The sequence below is a fragment of the Myxococcus qinghaiensis genome (assembly GCF_024198215.1).
Lineage (GTDB): Bacteria > Myxococcota > Myxococcia > Myxococcales > Myxococcaceae > Myxococcus > Myxococcus qinghaiensis.
Genome location: NZ_JAKCFA010000003.1, coordinates 59,302 through 80,846, shown reverse-complemented (window position 1 = coordinate 80,846; position 21,545 = coordinate 59,302). Strand labels below are relative to the sequence as shown.

Below are 21,545 nucleotides of genomic sequence, written 5' to 3'. Positions count from 1 at the left end.
AAGTGCTGACGACAGTGGTACGGCGAGACGACAGGGCGGCGGAGTGCGGGGTGTTCCCCACGTCGCTCCGCCACCCTCAAGGAAACCAAAGAGGGACTACTGGCAGACGGTGACGCCGGAGACCGGAGTCGCCAGCTCCAGCACGTCCACCTTCATGGTGATGACCAGCGCCGAGGCCTCGTCGAACAGCGCGGGAGGCACGTTGCCCAGCCGGATGTTGAAGGTGCCGAACGGTGACAGGCCATTGCCGGCGATGGCAGCGAACGGCTGCTGGAGGTCCTGTGCGAAGAGCGTCAGCACCTCGATGTCATTGCCGAACAGCAGGTGCGGCGCGCCGACGAGGAAGTCCTGGTTGAGCATCACGTAGTTCTTGAGGCCCGCCGTGGAGGGATGGGACAGCACGTCACCCCACCGCACCGGCACCGTCAGGCCCGCCTGCGAGTCCGCCGCGTTGGTGCTGCTGAAGGGACGGACGACCTGGATGCCCAGGTTCTTGATGATGGGCATGTGGTGCTGGCAGAGCAGCGCGCCACCCTGGCCTCCCACGCTGTACAGGTCCTCCGGCGTGAGGGTGATGCTCACCTCGCCCGAGCCCTGCAAGAGCGTGTTCCACAGCGTCTCCGAGCGCTCCGCATTCGCCGCGTGCCACTGCGTGGGCATGCTGAACGCGGGGTTGGGGAAGGCGAAGGCAATGGCCACGTCCTTGGGCAGCTTGTCGGTGATGCGCGCCTGGGCCAGGGCCGTCTCGACGGCGGTGACGGCCGCGAGCGCCTTGTCTGCGAGCACCGTGAAGTCGTCAGACCAGTTCGCCTGCAACAGCGCGTTGATGTCCGCGTTCGTCTTCAAGCTCACCAGCGAGTTGGGATGGCGCAGGTCCAGCGTCGGGTAGAGGTACTCGGTGACGAGCCCCGTCAACGCGCGCGACTTGTCGCGCAGCTCCTCGCCATCCAGGTTGCGCAGGCGCCACAGGGGCAGGAGGCGCAGCAGCCGCGCCTGGTTGGCGCCATTCGTCAGGTCATCCGCCAGGGACTGGATGTCGAGCAACTGGAGCTCAATCGCGCGCTCCACGGTGCGCAGTTGCACCAGTCGCTCCAGCCGGGCGAGCTCCTGGGTGACGAACGTCACGAAGAGCGAGCTGAAGATGTCCGGCATGCCGCTCAGCTGGCAGCCCGGGCACTCCGCGCTGTACTGCTGGAGCAGTCGGGACTCGGCGCTGGCGCGCAGGGCCTCCATCTCGCTGTTCGTCACGCGTCCCTGCTCCACGTAGGCAGGGGTCGCCCCGCGCAGCTCGGTCATCACCGTGGCCATGGCCTTGCCCAGCGCCCGGGCGGCTTCGCCGGTGGGCATCAGTCGCACGCTCTTCACCGTGAGCCGGTGGGACACGTCGTCCATACAGGAGCCCACGTCGTTCACCACCAGGAAGTAGTCGCTGTCCTCCTCCACGATGACACCCGTGTGGGGCGACTGGAGCACCTGCACGTCGCGGATGTGGTTGCGGCTGGTGCCCCCCGGCGTCATCGCCACCAGCAGCAGGCTGCCCACCGGCGCGCTCGGGAAGGGCGTGTTCGGCAGGCGCAGGCCCATGGAGAAGCTCGCGGTGCTGCGCTCCTCGCTGCCGGAGTTCTCGTTGTACGTGCCCTCGATGCCCGTGGAGCTGTTCACGCAGGCCTCGGCCGACACGTATGCCGTCGTCCCGTTGCCGAAGAACTCCGCGCCGACCTCCGTCTTGACGCCCGCGCACAGGCGGGTCTCCACCGAGCTCTTCGCGAACATGGACAGGTTGGAGCTCTCCGCCTGATAGCCACTGCCGGAGAAGATGACGGTGTAGCCCCCAGGGCCCGTGAGGGCCTTGCCGTTGCCCAGGTTGACGGCGGTGGGCGCGTTGCTGGCGGGGTGGGGCAGCAGCGCTCCGGAGATGGCGCAGCTGGGCGTGTAGTCTCCGGACACCTCGAAGTTGAGCAGCTCTCCGCGCAACGCGGGGATGCCGAAGGCCTGGGGCCCGCCGACGCCGCCCGGGCCCGGCTGGCGCACCGCGAGCGTGAGGATGTTGAACGTCCCACCCGGCGAGTGGCGTGCCTCATCCGCGCCGATGCTGAGCACCTGCACCGGACCGCGCTGGATGTCCGTGCCCAGGTTCGGCGACTCAATGTCCAGCGCGGTGTTGAACGCCGCCGCGAAGTCGTTGAACTGCGTGCGCTGCAGCTCCAGGTTGTCCTGGAGGCCGACCAGGTCGGCGTTGAGGGAGTAGAACTCGTTGAGCTTGCGCGCCAGCGTGGTGCGCACCGTCTTCTGGTTGGCGGCGTTGGCCACCTCGCCGAGCACCTCGTTGATGAGGGCGGTGCGGTGCTGGGTGAACTCGTTCAGGGCCGTGGTGAGCGCGCTCTTGCGCGTGGTCACCACGTCGTTGATGAAGTTGGACTTGTACTCCTCGATGCCCGTCTTCAGCGTGTCGCGCGAGGTGCTGACGAAGAAGCCGGACTTGGCGTAGCTGCTGGAGTAGGCATCCGCCTTCTCCACCATCTGTGCCCAGCGGGCCAGCGGCGCAGGCGCGCCCGCGGCGCCGCTCTTGAGCAGGGCGGGGCTGTACGTCGTCTCCCCCGTGGCGGACAGCACGGCCTGGGTGAAGGTGACGTGGTTTGCGTGGAGCAGGCCGAACACCGCGACCCAGCCCGCGTGGTCCTCTCCGGCCGTGTTCAGCTTGTTGGCCGCCGCCATCGCCGCCTGGAGCGCGGGGGCCTCCGGCACGGCGCCGAACAGCGCCCACAGCTCCCCCGTCTCGGTGTCCACCGTGCCGCCGCCGCAGCCCTTGAAGCGGCAGCCCAGGTCATGCAGGTAGCTGAAGTCCTCCATGCGCTGGAACAGGCCGCTGAAGCCGTCACCCAGCAGCATCAGCAGGGGAGGGCCGCTCATCGCGGGCGTCCCGGTCAGCGTCGCCTCCAGCACCGCCTGGTCCACCAGCAGGCCCGCGTTGAGGGGCTGGGCGTGCAGCGGCAGGCCATTCACGTTCAGCAGGGCGTTCTCGTAGGCGACCTTCCAGAACATGCCGAACGTCTCGCTGAGCTGCTTCATCAGCACCGGGCTGTTGAGGGCCCCGGGGAACATCTGCGCCTGCTGCACCGCGTACCAGTCGCTGATGGACTTCAGGTGGGTGCGCACGTCGCTCGCGTTGGGCACCTTGCGCTGGAGCGTGTCGTTGGGGACGTCGTCCCGGCGCAGGTCGGAGAGGGCCCGCTCGTACAGCTTCACCCACATGGCGTGGTACTTCTCGCGGTACACGTCGCCCTGGCAGGCGCCCGCGGGCACCGCCGCCGCCTGGGAGGCGAGGCCCACGCAATACGCCACCTGGGAGCGGGCGGAGATGCCCGGGACATGGGCCGACGAGAAGCGGGTGCAGGTGTCCATCGCCGCGTTGAGGGCGGTCAGGCTGACGCCGCAGCCGGTCGTCGTCGGGGCGATGAAGCCCGCGCTGCACGTGGTGTTCGCGCTCGGGTCTGACACATAGAGGCCTCGGATGAACTGCGCCTGCGCGGCCGTGAGCTGGTGGCCGTGCAGTTCGAAGAGCAGCTTCAGGCGGGAGACGACCTCGCTGCGAAGCTGCGCGCCGCCGGCTCCGGCGGGGAGCCCCGAGGCCAGGCCCTGCTGCACCAGACAGTCGTACTTGGCGGTGACCTGGGTGTCCGTGGACTGGGGGGTGAGCGCCAGGTGGTCGCACGTGCGGCACATCGGCTGCTGCACGTAGAGCGGCGAGGGCTCGTAGTTCTTCGGCGTCATCGCCGCCCACTTCGCCGCCGCCGCCAGCTTCACCGTGTTCAGCGAGGTGCCCGCGGTGTGGAATAGCGGGTTCGCGTTGCAGGCGGTGGCCACGTCATTGCCGAAGTTGTTGTGCCGGCAGGTGGGGTAGATGGGCTTCGACGGGTCGGGGCACGGATGGTTGCCCGTGGACGCACCACAGGCCGCGTCCGCCTTGGCGATGTACGTGGGCCACTGGGTCAGCGTGAAGGTACAGGAGCCGGAGTTGACCTCCCGCTCGGTGGCGCCCTGGACCGACTGGATGGTGACCATGTTGCGGTCCGCGAGCGGCAGGCTGTTGCGCTTCGCGTTCGCCGCGGCGACGCACTGGGTGGTGCAGTTGAAGCGAGTGACGGTCGTGCAGATCTCGACTTCGGGCGTGTGCTGCTTGGGCCTGCACTCCTCCTCCGTGTACGCGGTGCAGGAGTTGACCGTCTGGCTGAAGTTCGTCGTCGCGCGGCTTTGGACGCCGAACTGGGGCAGCCGGCACGTCGGGTAGTCGTAGCAGGTCATCGTCTCGAAGCCGGTGGACAGGCCACAGCTGCTGTTGGTCCCGGACTTGTTGCAGTCCAGCCCGTACTGCCAGGGCACCGCGCAGATGTTGGACGGGTCTCCGGCGGAGGCCCAGGCCAGGCGGGTGTCATCACACGCGCCATTCAGCATCTGCGAGGCCTCCGACAGGGCCTCCACGTCGTTCACTTCCTCCTCGGAAGCCTCTCCGCAGGCCATCAGGGCGAGGAGGACTCCGAGACACCACGGGCTCAACGAACGCATGAAGCACACTCCTCCCGTGGAGCACGCGCGTGTGCGCGGCTCCCGGAGCTCCGGGCGCTTCCAGGGCGCCCTTGGTCAGGGACTGCGATGGGAACCGCGCGGGCCGCGCTCGGGGTGGAGCGCGGGCCCGCGGCGGTGTCGTGAGAGCTGTCGGGGAGGGGAACGAAACCCGCGCCGGATATTCCCGGGGATTTTTCCGTTCAGGATGCGGCTGGGGGGGCCCGGGCCTCGTGGGGAGGCCTTCACGGGCTGGGACGGCGCGGAGGGGCCGTGTGTGGTGCCTGGGTGTCGCCGCCGCGGAACAACGGCCGGGAGGAGGCTCCCGGCCAGCTCCCCCGGCGTCAGCGCGCTGCGAATTCGCACACCTCCTCGGGTCGGATGACCTTCACGAACTCGGTGACGACTCCGCTCCTGACCAGCGGTGCCCCACAGTGGCACTGCCGGGTCCCGACACGCGTCGTCAGCGTCGCGTCGCTGTAGTAGAAGTAGCTGTAGGAGGTGTCACAGAGGGGAGGTGCCTCGGCGTGACGCGGCTCGCCGATGGCCTGCTCCTCCGGAGCTGCCTCCGGCCCTCCGCAAGCCATCACCAGGAACGAAGCAGCGAGCCCCAGACTCCGCGCCAGATGTCCGAATCGCATGGGTTCATCCTTGTCTGCCATTGGGTGGTCGCCCTGGAGGGCGATGGGGCAGTATGTCATTAGCGGGGGGAAGGACTCCAGGTCGGTCATTTCCCCACGGGAGTCGATGGGGCGTGGTGGAGGTGGTTCGCCGGATCCCAGCGCTGCTTTACCTCGCCCCGCTGGGAAGACCGGACCCGCCGTGCCTTGGCCTTGCGTCACTCAGCGCCGACCTTCGCCTCAGGCCACCGCTGCCCCGAGCTGTAATTGGCCGGAATCCACCGGTAGCTCCTCCCCTCCGTGCCCAGGCGACCCAGTCCGGGGAAGGGCATATGAGCCAAGCCCAGCAGGTCTCCGCGCGCCGCGGCGTCCGCGAACACTCGCGCCCGCTGGGATGCCGCGGCGCGGTCGTCGACGTCGTAGGCGACCGTCACCGAGGGCTCACGAAGCTGCACCGAGCCGAAGTGCATGAGGTCGCCAAACAAGACCAGCCGCTGCCTCCGGCTCTCGATGATGTAGTTGCTGTGCCCCGGCGTATGTCCCACGGTCGCCATGACTCGGATGCCCGGGACGATGGAGTCCCCGCCACCGAACGTCTTCAACTTCCCGGCGACGCGGTAGGGCTCCACCATGGCCCGCGCCTCCTCGAAGTACTTCGGGTCCACGTTTCCCCTCGGCTTCTCACGCCCGAGCCAGAAGTCCGCTTCACGCGCGTGGACCTGGAGGATGGCGTTGGGGAAGGCCCGGCGCGTGCCGGACATCAACCCGCCGGAGTGGTCGGAATGGATGTGCGTGAGCAGCACCACATCAATCTGTTCGGGCTGGTAGCCGGCTGCTTGAATGCTCTGCTGAAGCTGGCCACCCACGCCGGGGCCGAAGAAGCTGCCCACGCCCGTGTCCACGAGCACCAGCGCCGTGCCGGTGTTGACGAGGAACGCGTTGATGGACAACTCGACGGGGTCCTCGAGGTGGTCTTTCGAGAGCAGCTCCTTCACCCGCTCCGGCGTCGTGTGCGTCGCCACGTCGCGCACGACCTGGGGAACGGTTCCGTCGGACAGCGCGGTGATTTCGAAGTCGCCAAGCATCATCCGGTAGAAGCCAGGCGCTTGCGTTCGTACCTGGGGCGCGGCCGATTGGGCGGAGGCCGGAAGCATTGATGCGATGGCCAGCACCAGCATCGTGAGGGCGCGTGAGACAGCGAGGAAGGCACTGCGAGGCAGGGGTCTTGTCATGCGAGAGGAGATAGCGCCAGGCCTCGTCTCGGATAAACGGGCGCTCTTCTCACACACTGTTTCACCCCGGAAACAATCGGGAGCGCGTCTCGGAGCCTTGGGGCGCGCGGGATGAACGCGATATGCCGCGAGTGGAGGTGGAAGATGGACAGGTTCCTGGCCATGGAGGCCTTCGTCCGCGTGGTGGAGAGTGGCACCTTCACCAAGGCGGCCGACGCGCTGGGCCGTCCGAAGACGGCGGTGACGCGCCTCATCCAGCAACTGGAGGCGCAGCTTCGCGTGAAGCTGCTGCACCGCACCACGCGCCGGGTGACCGTCACTCCGGAGGGCATGACCTACTACCACCAGGCCTTGCGTCTGCTCGGGGAGGTGCGGGAACTCGAATCCACGCTGTCCCAGTCACGGCGCGGCCCCCGAGGGCGCCTGCGGGTGGAGTCGAGTGGAACGCTCTCCCGACTGCTCATCGTGCCTGCGTTGTCATCGTTCTACGCGCGCTATCCGCAGATGCACATCGAGCTGGGGGTGAGTGACCGTGTCGTGGACCTGCTCGCGGACAACGTCGACTGCGCGATTCGTGGCGGTGGCGTGAAGGACGAGTCCCTGGTGGCGCGGCACCTGGGGGACCTCTGCTATTGGCTGTGCGCGTCACCCAAATATGTCGAGCGTCACGGTTCGCCACGTCACCCGCAGGAGCTGGCGGGTCCGACGCACGCGGTGGTCAGCTACTTCTCCTCACTGAGTGGCAAGGAGCTCCCCTTCGTCTTCCTCCGCGAGGGTGAGCGGCTGGAGGTCCAGGGCCGCAGCCTGCTGACACTCAATGAGACCAACGCGTACCTGGCCGCCGGCCTGGCGGGCCTGGGCGTCATGTTCGCGCCGCGCTTCGTGGTGGAGCCATACGTCGCCACCGGTGAGCTGGTGCAGGTGCTGGAAGGATGGCAGCCCGAATCCCGGCCCCTGTTCCTCGTCTATCCGCCCGCACGCCAGCAGGCCGCCGGACTGCGCGTCTTCGTCGAGTGGACGATGGAGCTGTTCGCGAGCCGTCCGAGCCTGTGGCGCCGTGAAGGGTAGCCAGCATCCGAGGTCCAGGGCGGCGATGGCCCGGGCGACGACGGTGTCGAGCGGCATCCCCGGGTCGAGCGAGCAGACCGACCAGGCGTGCGGCCGCCCCATGAATCCCAGGTATGGTCCCCGCGACATGAGGACCGTTCCTCCGGAGCCCCTGCGGTTGTCCGCACACCTTCCCGCGCTGGATGGCCTGCGCGGCGTGGCGGTGTTGCTGGTGATTGCCTATCACTCGCTGGGCGAAATCCGGACGGCGTCCATCGGAAGCCTCTTCCAGATGGGCTGGGCGGGCGTGGACCTCTTCTTCGTCCTCTCCGGCTTCCTGATTACCCGCATCCTGCTGCAGACGCGGGAGCGCGGCGGGTACTTCCGAGCCTTCTACCTGCGGCGCGCGCTGCGCATCTGGCCGCTGTACTTCCTGCTGTTGGCCTTCGTCTTCGGCGTCATGGGCTGGCTGTTGCCCGCCATGGCCTTCGATGCCCAGCGATACCCGTGGACGCTCTACGCGCTCTACCTCCAGAACCTCTGGCTGCCGGACTTCGGCCCACCGCCCCTCAACGTGACGTGGTCGCTGGCCATCGAAGAACAGTTCTACCTGGTGTGGCCCCTGCTGGTGTTCTTCCTGCGCCCCGGGCAACTGCGTGCCCTGCTCTGGACGCTCGTGCTGCTCTCTCCCATCGCTCGCTATGCCGCACTGTCGATGGGCGCCTCTCCCCATCTGCTCTACACCTTTCCCCTGTTCCACCTGGAGGGGCTGTCGCTCGGAGGGCTCCTGGCACTGGGCGTGGTGGATGGCCGCTACACCGCGGAGTCCCTGGAGCGATGGGGACGCCGGCTCGTCGTGCCCACGCTGCTCACGGCCTTCGGGCTCGGCACTGTCTTCTTCAACCGGGGCCACTCCATCCACACCCCTGAGGCGCTCGAGGGTCTGGGCGGTCCGGGCTTTCGTGCGCTGCTGGTGGCGGGCCTGTACACGTGGGTCGCGGTGGGCTTCGCCTGCCTGTTGGGCTGGGTGCTCACCGGACGCGTCCAGGTTCTTCAACGCGTGCTGGAGTGGCGCCCGCTGCGCTTCGTGGGGCAGGTCAGCTACGGCCTGTACCTCTTCCACGCGCTCGTCTTCCCGGTCGGTGCCCACTACATGCGACCGGTGTTCTCGCGACTCATCCCATCCAGCATCGCCGCCACCGCGCTCTCGCTGCTCTTCGAGTACGCGGTACTGCTGGCGCTCACCGTCCTGTCGTGGCGGTTCTTCGAGAGCCCCCTGCTGCGCCTCAAGGACCGCTTCACCACGTCGGAGGTCACCGAAAAGGCCGTCGCCCCTACGGTCTGACGACGGGCTGTCTTCTGTGGTGGGGCCGACCGCTCAGAGCGCGGCGAAGACATCGCCGAGCGTTGCGAGCATCGACTCCGAGCTGCGCACGCGGAACGTCGACCCGGTGAGGCGTGCTGACTCGATGCGGTCGACGCGGAGCATGCGCACCGCCCCTCGCAGGTGGTCCCAGACGAGCAGGAACCAGGCGGGCCAGCTGAGCAGGAGATAGTGCGGCTCCACGACGCGCACGGTGCTCACGTCGTTCGCGCGGTAGGTCAGCTCCAGGGCGCGTTGCTCGAAGAACGCCTCCTGGATGGGGCGGAGCACCGCGGCCCTGGGCGCCTTCCACGTCGCGGTGACGTTCCGCGAGCTGGGGCCGACAAGAATCCTCCGGCGCAGCCCGCTCACCCGGGAGCGCTCCTCCGGGGGAAACGAGGCGGAGAGCTTCTGCCGCAAGCCCTTGAGCGTGGAGAGCATCAAGGGCGAGCCCAGTTGCTCCGCGAGGGCCAGCGCGAGCATCAGGTCGAGGACCTCCCGGGTGTCGAGCTGAACGCGTCCCAGTCCCGTCCGCGGTGGCACGCGCACGCCGCCGCCTCGCCCCGCTTCCGATTCAATGGGAACGCCCCGTGCCGCGAGCCGGGACAGGTCCCTCCGGATGGTCCGCACGCAGACGTCCAGCTCCTCGGCCAGCTCCGACGCGGTCCACGAAGGTCGGGAGGCGAGGAGGCCGAGGACACGGTCCAGGCGGTCGCTGACGGGTTCGCGTTTCAAAGGTGACTCATTCTGTCACCTTTACGGGAGACAGTCTCCAGGTCGCGAACGAACGCGGCCCCGACACGAGAGACCCATGACCTTCATGCGCGGAATGAGCACCCTCAACCTCTGGGCGGACGACCTGCGAGCGGCGACCCGCTGGTACTCGGAGCTGCTTGGAGTCGAGCCCTACTTCAGCAGCGAGGCTACCGGGCGGGGGCCCGGATACGTCGAGTTCCGCATCGGCGACTATCAGCACGAGCTGGGCATCATCGACCGACGCTTCGCGCCCCACGGGCTCACCACGAGCCGGGGTGGAGTGGTCGTCTACTGGCACGTCGACGACATCGCCGGAGCGCTCGCGCGGCTGCTCGAACGGGGCGCCGAGCTCCTGGAAGGCGTCACCGAGCGAGGCCCTGGCTTCGTCACGGCGTCGGTCATCGACCCCTTCGGCAACGTGCTGGGCCTCATGTTCAACCGTCACTACCTCGACGTCCTCGGAGCCAGCCATGGCGCGCGCTGAGCGAGGCGCCGTCGCCGAGGCCCCGGTGAAGGCGTTTCGAGGCGTGGCGGAGTTCGAGGCGTGGCTGGAGCAGAACGGGGGCGCTCCCGCCGGGGTCTGGTTGAAGCTCGCCAAGAAGGGGACGGGAATCACTTCGTTGACGGATGACGAGGCGGTCGACGTGGGGCTCTGCTTCGGCTGGATATCCGGCCAGCGGAAGTCGCTCGACGAGCGCTTCTATCTCCAGAAGTACGTGCCGCGCCGGCCGCGCGGGCGGTGGTCCCAGGTGAACGTGCGGAAGGTGGAGGCGTTGCTCGCCGCGGGAAGGATGCGCCCCACGGGGCTCGCCGAAGTCGAAGCAGCCCAGGCCGATGGGCGCTGGGCCGCTGCCTACGCGTCGCAGCGAAACGCCACCGTCCCCGTCGACCTGACGGCGGCGTTGTCCGCGAGTCCCCGGGCCGCGCGTGCCTTCGAGGCGCTCGGCAAGACGCGGCGCTATGCGCTCATCCTGGAGGTCGTGACGACCCGTACGGAGACGGGCCGCACGAACCAGGTGCGTCGCATCGTCGACTCGCTCGCGTCCGAGAAGCCTTGAGGCGCTCGGGGCGGGCCCTACTGTCGCGGCGAGTCCTGACCCACGGAGCGCCGCTCCTGAGGCAGTCGACGCTCGACGCCATCGACGTCGAAGTGCCGGACAATCATGCTCGCGGGTGGCCGCGATGCGCCCGGGCCGCTCCCGGCGATGGCTGAGGGAAGCAGCACCTTCTCCGCGACGTCATAGCTCGCGAACGCTTCGAAGCCGCCCTCCACCACCGCGGAGGAATGGCGGATGACGACCTTCCCAGCGGGCAGTCCGGAGGGCAGGCGCGCCAGGAAGCCGCTCTTGTCGCCGCTCGAGACCAGCGCCTCGAGCCGCCTGGCTTCCTCCAGGACCTTGGCGGGAATGGCGGGCCAGTAGACCCACTCGCTGACCACCCTGCCGTTATTGCTCAGCCGTGCCCAGGCGACTGAGTCCACCACGGAGAACTTGCCGACGGTCCGTTCGAGGATGGAGGCATGGCCGTCGACCTGGGGCTGCGCCGGTCGCGCCTCACTCGTCGTCCCGCGCGATGACAGGTATGTGTTGGCGTGCACGCCCCCAATCTGGTCACCAGGGACTCCCGCCGCGCGGAAGTACTCGATGACCTGGGCATTGTGCTTGTCCGGCCCCAGCGTGTAGCGGAGGTCGGGAGGGGGCGCCAGGACACCCACGGCCTCCTTGGACAGGCCGTTGCTCGGCGTGGCGATGACCAGACCATTGCCCAGATGGGTGGCGAAGACGCCCTCGGGGCCCACCACCTTCGCGAAGCCATGTTCATCCAGGCGACGCAGCGCGACTCCAGGCGGGCCGGACAGGAAGCGGGAGCGCTCCATCGAGTGTTGGTAGCCGACCGCGCCTCCCTTGTCCGTGGCGATGAGTCCTGGGGCCGGAGGCTGGGCGAGCGCGGGGCCGGTGCACAGCAACGAGAGGCACGCGCCGAGCCTCAGGGAAAGTTCGCGAACCGTCATCATGGCAGCTCCCAGGCGTTCTGGTTGGTGGCGGGCAGCGGGTAGTTGCAAACCCATCGCGCCGAGTAGAACTGGTTGCCCAAGGCGTCGTTGGAGTCATTCGCCAGTTGGACCCATCCCTCGGCCATGGAGCCCGCGGCGCGCGCGGCGGAGTTGTCCATGCCGATGACGATGTTGCAGCCACAGCCGTTGAAGCCATGGCCCCCGCCTCCTCCCGGGCAGCCGCCGCCCTCGTTCGCTGGCAGCGAGTTCATCGTCTGCACCCAGGATTCAGACACGCGGTTGTTCTCGTTGGCCCGGTAGAACATCGCGAAGGTCGCGCCGCGGTCCGGCACGTTGGCGGTGTCACCGCCGGCGGTCATCATGGTGGCGATGAGCTGCACGCCCGCGCTGGCGTTCACGAACGTGTGCGCCCAGAACGGAGGGAGGATGCCGTGGCTGATGTCGAGCACCACCAGGTTGGCGCCACCATCCGTGCCGGCGCCTGCCCAGGCGCCCGACTGGGGGCTCTCTCCGAACCGGACGGGTCCCTGCGTGTAGTTGATGAGCCCGCCGAAGCGGTCCCCCGTGCTGTGAGTCACGGCCTGACGGTCCACCATGTAGCAGCAGCGCGGCGCATCGAAAGGGCTGAAGCGGCAGGTGCCGGGCATGCGGGCAACGCCACCTCCTGTCGCGGTGCCGGGTTGGTTGCAGGTGGCTGTCGTCGAGCAGGAGACCGTCGAACAGCCATGGTGGGTGATTCCATGGCCCGTGAAGAAGGCGACCGCCCGACCCGCGCGGTCAAAGTAGGTCTGGTCTGCTCCCAGTGAGTTCCGCGCGAAGTCCACGAAGTCCGTGTCGTAGACGGCGGAGTTGGTGTAGCGCGCGCCCGTGGCCCACCTGCTCCCCGCGAAGACCATGTTCTGCATGAAGCCGTCGCCATTGGCGATGGAGTTGCCCAGCTGGTCGCCGGGGCCGTAGTCGTTGACGCTCTCGACGATGATGGCGTTGCTCGTCTGCGCATGCGCGTCGAGGGCGAAGACCGCCATCAGCATTCCGAGTGTCAGCGGCTTCGAGTGTTTCCATGGGGTCATGCGGCGCTCCCTTGTCATGGGTGTGTACCTCCGGCTGTTGGTTTGGTTTGTCTTGAAGCGTCCGCACGCCCCCCGGGAGCTGCTGCCCCGGAGGGGCATGTCCGAGACGCGGTCCGATGGCGTTTCCACCACCGTCCCGCGCCTCGACTGCGAATCTCCGACGTGGCGACTACCGGCTGACGGAGAAGCTCCCCGCCCAGGAGCCGTAGGAGAGCGTGGTGATGCCATTGCGGGTGGTGCCCGTGTAGCTGCTCTGTCCCGGCTGGATGGTGACGACCACCGTGCCTCCGGTGGCGGGAATCGCACCCGCATGCACCGCGGCCGCGCAGGCGTTCGAGTCATCGGTATAGAGGTCCGTGCCCCACACCGTTCCCCCGCTCGTCGCCGGACAGCTGCAGCGAATCTGCGTCCCGTTCTGCCCGCGATAGGACGTGAAGCTGACGCTGGAGCACGCCTGCGCGGGAGGGACCTGGAACGAGAAGCTCCCCGCCCAGGAGCCGTAGGAGAGCGTGGTGATGCCATTACGGGTGGTGCCCGTGTAGCTGCCCTGTCCCGGCTGGATGGTGGCGACCACCGTGCCTCCGGTGGCGGGAATCGCGCCCGCGTGCACCGCCGCCGCGCAGACGTTCGAGTCATCGGTATAGAGGTCCGTGCCCCACACCGTTCCCCCGCTCGTCGCCGGGCAGCTGCAGCGAATCTGCGTCCCGTTCTGCCCGCGATAGGACGTGAAGCTGATGCTCGCGCAGCTCTGCACCGTGCCGCCGTAGAGGTAGTCCAGCGCGGTGTTGTCGGAGCTGGTCCACTCGCCAGTCTCGGTGGAGCGGAAGCACGAGTTCATGACGGACCCGCCCTCGACGGCCGTGGTCGGCGTCCCCGGGATGTGGATGGCGCCCACGCCCGCCTCGCCCTCGTCGCCGCCGACACCGCAGCTGATGCTGCGATTGTAGTAGTCGGAGTGGCGGAAGCCGACCGCGTGGCCCAGCTCGTGGGTGATGACGTGCTCGTTCACGTCAGCGCTGTAGTTGTTCAGTCCGGTGCCGATGTTGATGATGCCGTAGGGCAGGCCGCCTGAGGGGAAGCCCGCGGAGCCGCCGGTGCCCGTCGTCGTCTGCGCGGTGATGTTCGCGGTACAGCCAGTGGCCGGGCCGCGCGCGAAGGTGATGCGGAGGCCACGCTCATTGTAGTTGGCGATGGCCAGGTCGAGCCCCTGGCTCAGCAGGGGATAGCTGTCGAACGCGGCGGTGGAGTTGACGCAGATCTTCGTCACGCCCGTTCCGACGAGGTTGGTCGTGCGGTACTGCTCGGGGCTCTCCGAGGTGGCCTGGAGCATCTCCCGGGACGCCTCGAGTGTGACGTGCGCGTCGCGGCCCACGTACACGGCGTCGTCGGCGATGAGGATGTCATCGGCGGGGAAGCCGGCCTCCAGCAGGTTGGAGATGATCTCCTCGTTCTCGGCCTGCGGGTCCGTACCGCAGCCGACCAACAAGGCGCCACAGGTCACCGCGAAGACTGCTGCCTTCTTGAACATGGGGGCTCGTTTCGCTGACAGCGAGGATGCGCCGTCCGCCTGGCGGCCAGCCGAGACAGCGCGACGGCCTACCGAGCATTTCCCTGTTCAAGACATGAAATAGCGTAAAAATATGATTAACTGTTGAGGACTGGATGGACGAGGCGAAAGCCTCTCCGTCCTGGCGCGGGTCATCGGACAGAGAGCAGGTCCGGCGCGAGGGCGCGGGAGCGGTCATCGCGGCGTTGCTGAACCTTCGAGAATCTGCTGTCGGAGACGGTCTGCCAGCGCGAGACGGCACCAGCGCCAGGTGCGCAGCCCAGGCCCACGGTCGCGAGGCAGGGGCGCCAGGACCGCGGAAGGACACGGCGCCGGACGGGACGTTCATTCCTTCGTGCGCGTGAACTCCATCACCCAGTTGGTCTCCCAGCTCTGGCCTTCGTCGGGTGAGAACGCCTGCTCCCAACGCGCGGTGTCCTGGCCCAGCTTCGTCCACGTGAAGCGCACGCGGATGGCACGGCCCTCGAAGGTGTCATTCGTTTCGAACAGGCCCACGTCGCCCGCGAAGCCACCCAGCACAGGCGGGTCGATGGTGTGGTTGCGATTGTCCACCCAGGAGATGGACCACTGCTTCGTCGCCGGGTTGTAGACGCGGAGCGCCAGGCCCACGAACCCAGGCCAGAACTCGCTGCGAAAGGTCTCCTGATTGCCGAGCCCGCCCGGCAAGGGATGCTCTTCGGCGGTGGCCTCGAACGGCAGCCACTCCGTGCACCCCTTCAGGCGCTCCTTGAGCCGACGGTTGTGGACCCGCCAGGTCCCCATGAGGAAGTCGAAGTCCCGCGCCCCGTCGTGCTGTCCCTGTGCCCGCATGCCGTCGCTCCGTTCAGGATTCGAGGGCCCGGCTCGGACCCACTGAAGCGCACGGTAGAGGGCATATAGGGCGAACCCCGCCCTGATTCGGACAGGCCCTGGCTCATTCCTTTCGGGAAGGCTTGCGCCGCGTGAGCCGCGCCTCGAGTCCGGCGAGCATGGCCTCGAGTCCGAACTCGAATTCCTTCTCGATGTCGTGGCGTGCCAGGACGGCCACCAGCTCGTGGACGCGAGGGAAGTCCTGCTCGCTGAGCTGCTCGTAGGCGGGCAGGGACTGCTCCTCGGGCCGGGTCGGCGAGTAGCCCGCGATGGTGTGGCCGACGACGAAGGCCACCATCACCTGCAAGGTACAGAGAGCCTCATCGGCACTGAACCCCGCGTTGCGGAGCAGGTCGAGCGCCGCTTCGACGTGGACGATGGACGCGGGCGTGACAGCGGGGCGCGTCGCGAAGAGGGGCAGCGTGTTCGGATGGGCGCGGAGCACGAGCCTCAAGGCCCGGGCGTTGTCGCGCAGGGCGCTCTGCCAGGACGCCGCCTTCTTCGCCGGGGGCATCTCCGCGAGGACGATTTCGAACAGGCCATCCAGGATGGCCGCCTTGTTGGCGACGTGGTTGTAGAGGGACATCGCCTCGACACCCACCTCCTGCCCCACACGCCGCATGGAGATGGCCTCCAGCCCTTCACGGTCAACGATGCCCAGGGCCGCCCGCAGGATGCGCTCTCTCGAAAGGGGTTCGCGTTTGTTGGCCTGTTTCATGGTCGCCTTGACAGACTTACGTCATAAGCTTACGTTGTAAGTCAACCATGTGGATTCAAGAGCGAGCAGTCGAGGAAGTGATTCCGTTGCCCCGTGGGGCGGCGATGCCGGAAGAGGGGCGCCTGCGCCGGTGGGTCGAGCACCTCGCGGTCCCCCGGCACAACGTGGCGAATGCCCGGAACAATGTCTGGGTGCGTGATGAACTCGGAGCGGCGTTCGAGCGCTACGGCCTGTCGGTGCGGCTCCAGGGTCGATATCGAAACGTCGTCGCGCTGCCGCGACACGCGGAGGGCAGGCCGGTGACGTTCGTGGCCGCCCACTACGACAGCGTGCCGGACTGCCCCGGCGCCGATGACAACGCGAGCGGCCTGGCGGTGATGCTGGAGTGCGCGCGTGTCCTCGCGCAATCGGATGACGGCCCGCTGGTGGGCTTCATCGCGTTCAACGCGGAGGAGGATGGCCTGTTGGGCAGCCGTGACTTCGTGGCCCATGGGCTGCCCGCGCTTCCCTGCGCACTGCGCATGGCGCACGTGCTGGAGATGGTCGGCTTCCGCAAGCGCTCGGGCCCGGTTCAGGACCTGCCGTTTCCGTGGGTGCCCCAGAGCCTCAGGACTCCCGACTTCCTCGGGCTGGTGGGGAAGGGGCGCTCCAATGCCGTCATGGACCGCGCCATCCAGTCAGCGGAGTCGCCCGGGTTGCGGTTGCTGACGGCGAAGACGTGGGGGCCGCTCCACGTCCTCCTGCCGGACCTGCGGCGCAGTGACCACTTCCCGTTCTGGACGGCCGGGAAGCCGGCGGTGCTCTGGACGGACACCGCCAACTTCCGCAACCCGCACTACCACTGCTCGACCGATACGCCAGACACGCTCGACTACGTGTTCATGCAGGAGGTGGCCACGCTGCTCAGCGCGGTGGTCTCCCGGGAAGCTGCCTGACGCACGCGCCGCACGGCGGACCGCCGATGGCCTTCAAGGTCAGGCGCGGTTGGCGTCGAGACCGCAGGGCTTTCCCTCCGCTCGCTCAGGGCTTCCCGGGGGACTCCGCGGGGCAGCCGGCCGTCGCGGTGACGTGCTGGAGGCGGCCGGGTGCCGGTGCCACCAGCGGCTTCTTCTGCGTCTTCCAGTGCTCGACGAGCGCGTCGCGCAAGGTCAGCGCCTGCTTCTCACCCAGGTCGATGCTCGCGGGCGGCAGTGTCTTGAGCACGTCCTCCAGTCCGCCACCCCCGCGCGCCAGGAAGTCCGGCATGGCCACGCGGAAGCGCTTGCTGGCCGGAAGCGGCTTGCCGTTCGGCAGGGTGACGGAGGCGAGCCGGGGCACGCCGTTGCACTGCTCGACCTTCACCTTCAGCCCCGATACCTGGATGGTGCCCTTGCGTCCATAGCCCGCCTCCAGCAGCCGCTTCAGCTCCGCCGTCGACAGGGTGAGGACGGCGAGGGTGTTGTCGAAGGGAAGCACCTCGTAGACCGCGCCGTAGGTGAGGTCACCCGCCGGCAGGTCCGCGCGCAGGCCGCCGCTGTTGAGCAGGGCCACGTCCGTCATGGAGACCGCGCGCAGCGCATCCGCCAGCACGTTTCCAAGCGCGCTCTCCGCGTCGTAGTTGCGCGTGAGCGCCGCCGGCACTCGCACACCCAGCGAGCGCTTCTGCTCCACTTCCACGCGGGCGAACGCCTCGGTGAGCTGTGCCTCCAGCGTCGCGTCGGCCACCACCGCGCTCCCACGGAACGTCGCGGGGACGAGTTGGAGGCCCTTCGCCGCCTTCAGCTTCCGCTCGTCACACGTGCCCAGCGTCGCGTCCATGCGCGCGCACACCGGGATGGAGCCCTGCAGCAGCGTCCGCTCGGGGAGCACCTTGCGCGTCACCGGGTCCACGAAGATTTCCACCAGCCCGAACGCGCGGCCCCGCCCCGACGTCTCGATGACCGGCGTGCCCTTGATGAAGTGGCCCACGGGCTGGTGCGTGTGCCCGGCCACCACCGCGTCCAGCGTCCCCTCCGGCAGCGTCTCCAGCAGCTCGACAATCTCGCTGTCCCCCCGGTCGCAGGACGACGCGTCGCGAGGGTTGTCCCCGCGCTTGCACACCGCGCCCGCGTGCGCCACCGCGACCACCACCTCGGCCCCGCGCGCGCGCAGGGACTTCGCCGCCGCGAGCGCCGACTCTTCCAGGGGCGCGAAGCGCAGGCTCGCCACATTCACCGGATTCGTCACCTGCGGCGTGTGAGGCGTGGCCAGCCCGAGGATGCCGATGCGCACCCCGCGCCGCTCCACCAGCAGCGTGCCCTCGTTGCCCAGCCAGGTGGGAGCCACGCCCGTCTGGCTGTCGGTGACGTTGAACCCGAGCACCGGGAAGCGCGCCTGCTGGATTCGCGCCTTGAGCGCGCCGAACGGGTCATCTCCTTCGAGCGCCACCGAGCGCGGCCCCACGGGCCCGTAGTCGAACTCGTGGTTGCCGAGCGCCGAGGCGTCATACTTGAGCGCGTTCATCGCGCCGATGACCACCTCGCCCTCGGTGAGGTTGGAGGCGAGCGTGCCCTGGAAGAGGTCTCCTCCATCCAGCAGCAGCACGCCGTCCGGGTTCTCCGCGCGCAGGATGGACAGGTAGCCCGCGAGCGTCGCCAGCCCGCCCTGCTCCACGCTGGTGCCATCCGGCAGCGTGGCCTTGGAGGGCATCACCCAGCCGTGCAGGTCGTTGGTCCCCACCATGGAGATGCGCAGGGGCTCCGGCGCGGCCTTCGCCTCGCTCGCGGGCGGGGGCGCCACGGCGGCGGCCTCCGGCACGGGCGGAGGAGGGGAGGCGCAGGCGGCGAGGAGGGCGGACAGCAGCCCGAGGCGGAAGGGACGGAGGGCGGAAGGCACATGCCCGTCTAGAACGTCGACCCCGCCAGATTCAAGGGCCCTCGCTTCCGTCCGTCAGACTTCCGGAAGCGAGGGCCCCCACGTGCGTGGGTGTGGCTAGTTGCGCACGCGCAGCAGCAGCTCGGCCTGCATCGGGCTGCGGCGGCTGGTCGCCGTGCCGAAGCGGTTGTTCGTGGGGCGGTACTGCTCCTGCACGAAGGTGACGTCGCTGTTGTTCAGCACGTTGAACATGATGAGCGTGAGCTCCATCTTGGTCTCCTTCGTCTTCACGATGCGGTTCAGGTCATACCGGGCCTGGACATCGAACAGGAACTGGCTCGGCTGGCGCAGCTCGGAGACGGCCGACGGGTCGTTGAAGTCCGGCAGGCCGGTGTTGGTGTTGGCAGCGTGGCCGGTGCCGCGGTCCGAACGAGCGATGCGCTGCCGGTCCACGGTGCCCTCGGTGAACATCCACATGGGCGCGCCGGTGCGGTAGTTGAACCGCACGCCGAAATCGAGGCCGAACTGGGTGGTGTACCCGATGGCGCCCTTGAGGGTGTGGCGGATGTCCTCCGGCGACGGGCCCTCGAAGAAGCGCTTGAAGCGCGGATTCACGCCGTAGCCGTCGAAGTAGTCACCCACCGTGCCGTTGCTGTACGCCAGGGTGTAGCTGGCGAGCAGGTCCCACGGGCCCGTCTTGCCCTGCGCCCACAGGTCCATGCCCTTGTAGTCGCGCCAGGCGTCATCCGGGTTGTGGATCTTCACGATGGTGTGATTCACGCCATCCACGTAGCCGACCACCCGCTGACCGGACGGGTCCCAGATGCGGTTCATCTCCTCGTCTACCCACATGTTGGAGTACTTGCGGTAGGTGAGGTCCAGGCCGATGACGGAGCCCTCGGTGATGGCGTGGTGCAGGCCGAGCGCGAGCTCGTCCACGTGCGGCGGCGTGTGGCTCGTCTTGTCGAAGTAGCGGCCGGAGGCCCCACCCGACACGCTGCACTGGGGGTTGCCCGTGGTGTCGGGTCCACAGTCCGCGAAGGCGCCACCGGCGAAGGTGGACCGCACCGTGGTCAGCTCCGGGTTGGCGTGCTGCGCGATGAAGACGTCGCCCACTTCATTGGAGCGGCCGTAGTGCGCCTTGATGAGGGTGGTGCGGGTGCCGAACATGTCGTACGTGGCGGACAGACGCGGGCCCACGCCCACCAGGTTGGTGATGAACAGGTTGTCGTCGCCGTACAGGCGGCCCACGTCCGCGCGGAGACCCGCGACCAGCGTGAGGTGGCGGTTGACGTTCCAGCGGTCCTGGAGGAAGGCGCTGGAGATGAGGGTGCCGGCCTCCGTGGTCAGCGGGGCCTGCACGCCGTCGGTGTTGTAGAAGTCCAGGCGCTCGTTGCAGAACGCGAAGGTCGCCGGGTCCTCGGGGTTGCACTCGCCGTTGCGGTCATTGAAGCGCTGGTTGCCAATCACCTGCGCCGTCTTGTTGCCGCTCAGGTAGCTGAACTGCAGACCCGCCTTCATCTGGTGGTTCTTGAGCTTGAAGAGCAGCGTGGGGTCGAACTGGTAGCGCATGCGCTTCTCCGTCACGAGGTTGCCCACCTCGTTGCGCAGCGAGCCCGCGTTCCGGTACGTGATGCTGTTGTAGATGTGGGCGATCTCCTGCGAGTCCTCGTCCATGGGCCCCTGCCAGATGTCCTTGTAGGTGGTGCCCGTCTGGAGCTGGAAGAGGACGTTGTCGGAGATGCTGCGGTCGTAGTTGACGATGGCGAAGAAACCGCCGCGGTCGACCTGCGTCTCCGCCTCCGGCGTGACGAACGTCGTGCCGACCTGGTTGGTGATGGTGTTGTTGTCGTAGTTGAACGCCAGGGACAGGCGGTCCTTCGGCGTGGGCTGCCAGGTGAGCTTCAGGCGGGCCAGGCGCGTCTGCGTGTCGGACGTGCGGCTCTCCTCACCCAGCGGCGTGTCGCGCTTGGAGAAGTTCCACTGGCCGGAGACGTAGAACCACAGCTTGTCCTTGATGATGGGGCCGCCCACGCCCACCAGCGGGCTGTAGAAGGCCGTCTCGGACAGCGGCACCTCGTTCTGCGTGTAGTTGGCCACGTTGGGGTTCTGGTTGGCCGCGCCCCGGTACTTCGCGTTGGCCCACGCCGGCGAGAGAATCATCGTCACGTCGTAGGTGAACTTGTTGGAGCCGCTCTTGCTGACGACGTTCTGGATGAGGCCCAGCGAGTTGTACTGGGCGTCCAGGCCGCCGGTCATGACCTCGAAGTTCTCCACCGCGTAGAAGCTCATCGGCGAGCTGATGCTGCCGTCCACCACGTCGGACGTGTCCATGCCGTCGATGAAGAACTTGCCGTAGCGCGACAGGCCGGCGCGCAGGCTGGGCGCGTTGCCGTTGCCCACGCCCGCGACGAGCTGGGGCATGGCCTGCACCTGCGTGAAGACGGGCGAGGTGGCCGCCTTCTCCGCGTTCATCACCGCGCCCATCTGCGCGGAGTCCGGGTTGATGATGGGGTTGACCTTCTCGACGATTTCGTAGGTGGCCACCGCCGTCTGCTCGGTGAACACCTCCAGCTTCACGTCCACCTGCGTGGCTTGGCCCAGCAGGACGGTGATGCCCCCCTTCTTGATGGGGGCGAAGCCCGGGACGTTGACCTCCAGGACGTAGCCCTCGCCCGGAGGCAGGGTGTCGAACTCGAAGCGGCCGTCCTCGCCGCTGGTGCGCGACTGGGGCTGCAGCAGCGCGGGGCCCGTCACGGTGAGGGGCACCTCGGCGAGCGGCGCGCCCGTCGGGTCATAGACGTAGCCGGCCATGCGGCCGTAGTTCTGGCCGGCGGCGAGGGCGGACACGGGGAGCGCCGCGACGAGCGCGAGCAGCAGCAGCGCGCTGCCCCGGAGGAGAGTCGTCTTCATGGAA

General features: G+C 68.2%; 16 protein-coding genes. 5 read left to right on the top strand and 11 right to left on the bottom strand.

The window, feature by feature from the left end; all coding sequences use genetic code 11:
• Positions 1 to 96 precede the first annotated feature (96 nt).
• From LZ199_RS05445 to LZ199_RS05435, 3 genes are all read right to left on the bottom strand, one after another.
• Positions 97 to 4,563 carry a hypothetical protein gene (locus LZ199_RS05445; protein ID WP_253992579.1) on the bottom strand — a complete coding sequence of 1,489 codons (4,467 nt, stop codon included), beginning with the start codon at positions 4,561 to 4,563 and terminating at the stop codon, positions 97 to 99.
• A 341-nt stretch (positions 4,564 to 4,904) separates the two neighbouring features.
• Positions 4,905 to 5,201: a hypothetical protein gene (locus LZ199_RS05440; RefSeq protein ID WP_253992578.1), complete on the bottom strand. Its 297-nt coding sequence runs from the start codon at positions 5,199 to 5,201 to the stop codon at positions 4,905 to 4,907.
• A 197-nt stretch (positions 5,202 to 5,398) separates the two neighbouring features.
• Positions 5,399 to 6,412, bottom strand: coding sequence for an MBL fold metallo-hydrolase (locus LZ199_RS05435; protein ID WP_253992577.1), 1,014 nt, complete (start codon positions 6,410 to 6,412; stop codon positions 5,399 to 5,401).
• A 144-nt stretch (positions 6,413 to 6,556) separates the two neighbouring features.
• Between LZ199_RS05435 and LZ199_RS05430 the strand changes: the two genes are divergently transcribed.
• Both LZ199_RS05430 and LZ199_RS05425 read left to right on the top strand, forming a co-directional pair.
• Entirely contained in the window at positions 6,557 to 7,480 is a 924-nt protein-coding gene (locus LZ199_RS05430; RefSeq protein WP_253992576.1) for a LysR family transcriptional regulator, read from the top strand.
• Between the two features lie 127 nt (positions 7,481 to 7,607).
• Positions 7,608 to 8,804, top strand: coding sequence for an acyltransferase family protein (locus LZ199_RS05425; protein WP_253992575.1), 1,197 nt, complete (start codon positions 7,608 to 7,610; stop codon positions 8,802 to 8,804).
• 33 nt (positions 8,805 to 8,837) lie between these two features.
• On the opposite strand, the gene LZ199_RS05420 is transcribed toward LZ199_RS05425, so the two are convergent.
• Entirely contained in the window at positions 8,838 to 9,557 is a 720-nt protein-coding gene (locus tag LZ199_RS05420; RefSeq protein ID WP_253992574.1) for a helix-turn-helix transcriptional regulator, read from the bottom strand.
• 76 nt (positions 9,558 to 9,633) lie between these two features.
• On the opposite strand from LZ199_RS05420, the gene LZ199_RS05415 reads away from it, so the two are divergent.
• Both LZ199_RS05415 and LZ199_RS05410 read left to right on the top strand, forming a co-directional pair.
• A complete protein-coding gene (locus tag LZ199_RS05415; RefSeq protein ID WP_253992573.1) occupies positions 9,634 to 10,062 on the top strand; it encodes a VOC family protein in 429 nt (142 codons plus the stop codon).
• A complete protein-coding gene (locus LZ199_RS05410; protein ID WP_253992572.1) occupies positions 10,049 to 10,636 on the top strand; it encodes a YdeI/OmpD-associated family protein in 588 nt (195 codons plus the stop codon). The genes LZ199_RS05415 and LZ199_RS05410 overlap by 14 nt, the downstream gene beginning before the upstream one ends.
• 17 nt (positions 10,637 to 10,653) lie before the next feature.
• Here LZ199_RS05410 and LZ199_RS05405 read toward each other — a convergent pair whose 3' ends face one another.
• The 5 genes from LZ199_RS05405 to LZ199_RS05380 form a co-directional block, all read right to left on the bottom strand.
• On the bottom strand, positions 10,654 to 11,592 hold the full coding sequence (locus LZ199_RS05405; protein ID WP_253992571.1) for a hypothetical protein: 939 nt from the start codon (positions 11,590 to 11,592) through the stop codon (positions 10,654 to 10,656).
• Positions 11,589 to 12,662, bottom strand: a complete 1,074-nt coding sequence (locus LZ199_RS05400) for a hypothetical protein (RefSeq protein WP_253992570.1) — start codon at positions 12,660 to 12,662, stop codon at positions 11,589 to 11,591. The genes LZ199_RS05405 and LZ199_RS05400 overlap by 4 nt, the downstream gene beginning before the upstream one ends.
• 169 nt (positions 12,663 to 12,831) lie before the next feature.
• Positions 12,832 to 14,190: a M57 family metalloprotease gene (locus LZ199_RS46645; protein ID WP_323389245.1), complete on the bottom strand. Its 1,359-nt coding sequence runs from the start codon at positions 14,188 to 14,190 to the stop codon at positions 12,832 to 12,834.
• 363 nt (positions 14,191 to 14,553) lie between these two features.
• Positions 14,554 to 15,039 (bottom strand): hypothetical protein, encoded by a 486-nt coding sequence (locus LZ199_RS05385; RefSeq protein ID WP_253992569.1) that lies wholly within the window; start codon positions 15,037 to 15,039, stop codon positions 14,554 to 14,556.
• Positions 15,040 to 15,142: 103 nt separating this feature from the next.
• Positions 15,143 to 15,796, bottom strand: coding sequence for a TetR/AcrR family transcriptional regulator C-terminal domain-containing protein (locus LZ199_RS05380; protein ID WP_253992568.1), 654 nt, complete (start codon positions 15,794 to 15,796; stop codon positions 15,143 to 15,145).
• A 77-nt stretch (positions 15,797 to 15,873) separates the two neighbouring features.
• On the opposite strand from LZ199_RS05380, the gene LZ199_RS05375 reads away from it, so the two are divergent.
• Entirely contained in the window at positions 15,874 to 16,731 is an 858-nt protein-coding gene (locus LZ199_RS05375) for a M28 family peptidase (protein WP_253992567.1), read from the top strand.
• A gap of 85 nt (positions 16,732 to 16,816) precedes the next feature.
• Here the strand turns inward: LZ199_RS05375 and LZ199_RS05370 are convergent, their stop codons facing one another.
• Complete coding sequence (locus tag LZ199_RS05370) at positions 16,817 to 18,649, bottom strand: bifunctional metallophosphatase/5'-nucleotidase (protein WP_253992566.1); 1,833 nt, start codon at positions 18,647 to 18,649, stop codon at positions 16,817 to 16,819.
• A gap of 96 nt (positions 18,650 to 18,745) precedes the next feature.
• Complete coding sequence (locus LZ199_RS05365; RefSeq protein ID WP_253992565.1) at positions 18,746 to 21,541, bottom strand: TonB-dependent receptor; 2,796 nt, start codon at positions 21,539 to 21,541, stop codon at positions 18,746 to 18,748.
• Positions 21,542 to 21,545: the final 4 nt, after the last annotated feature.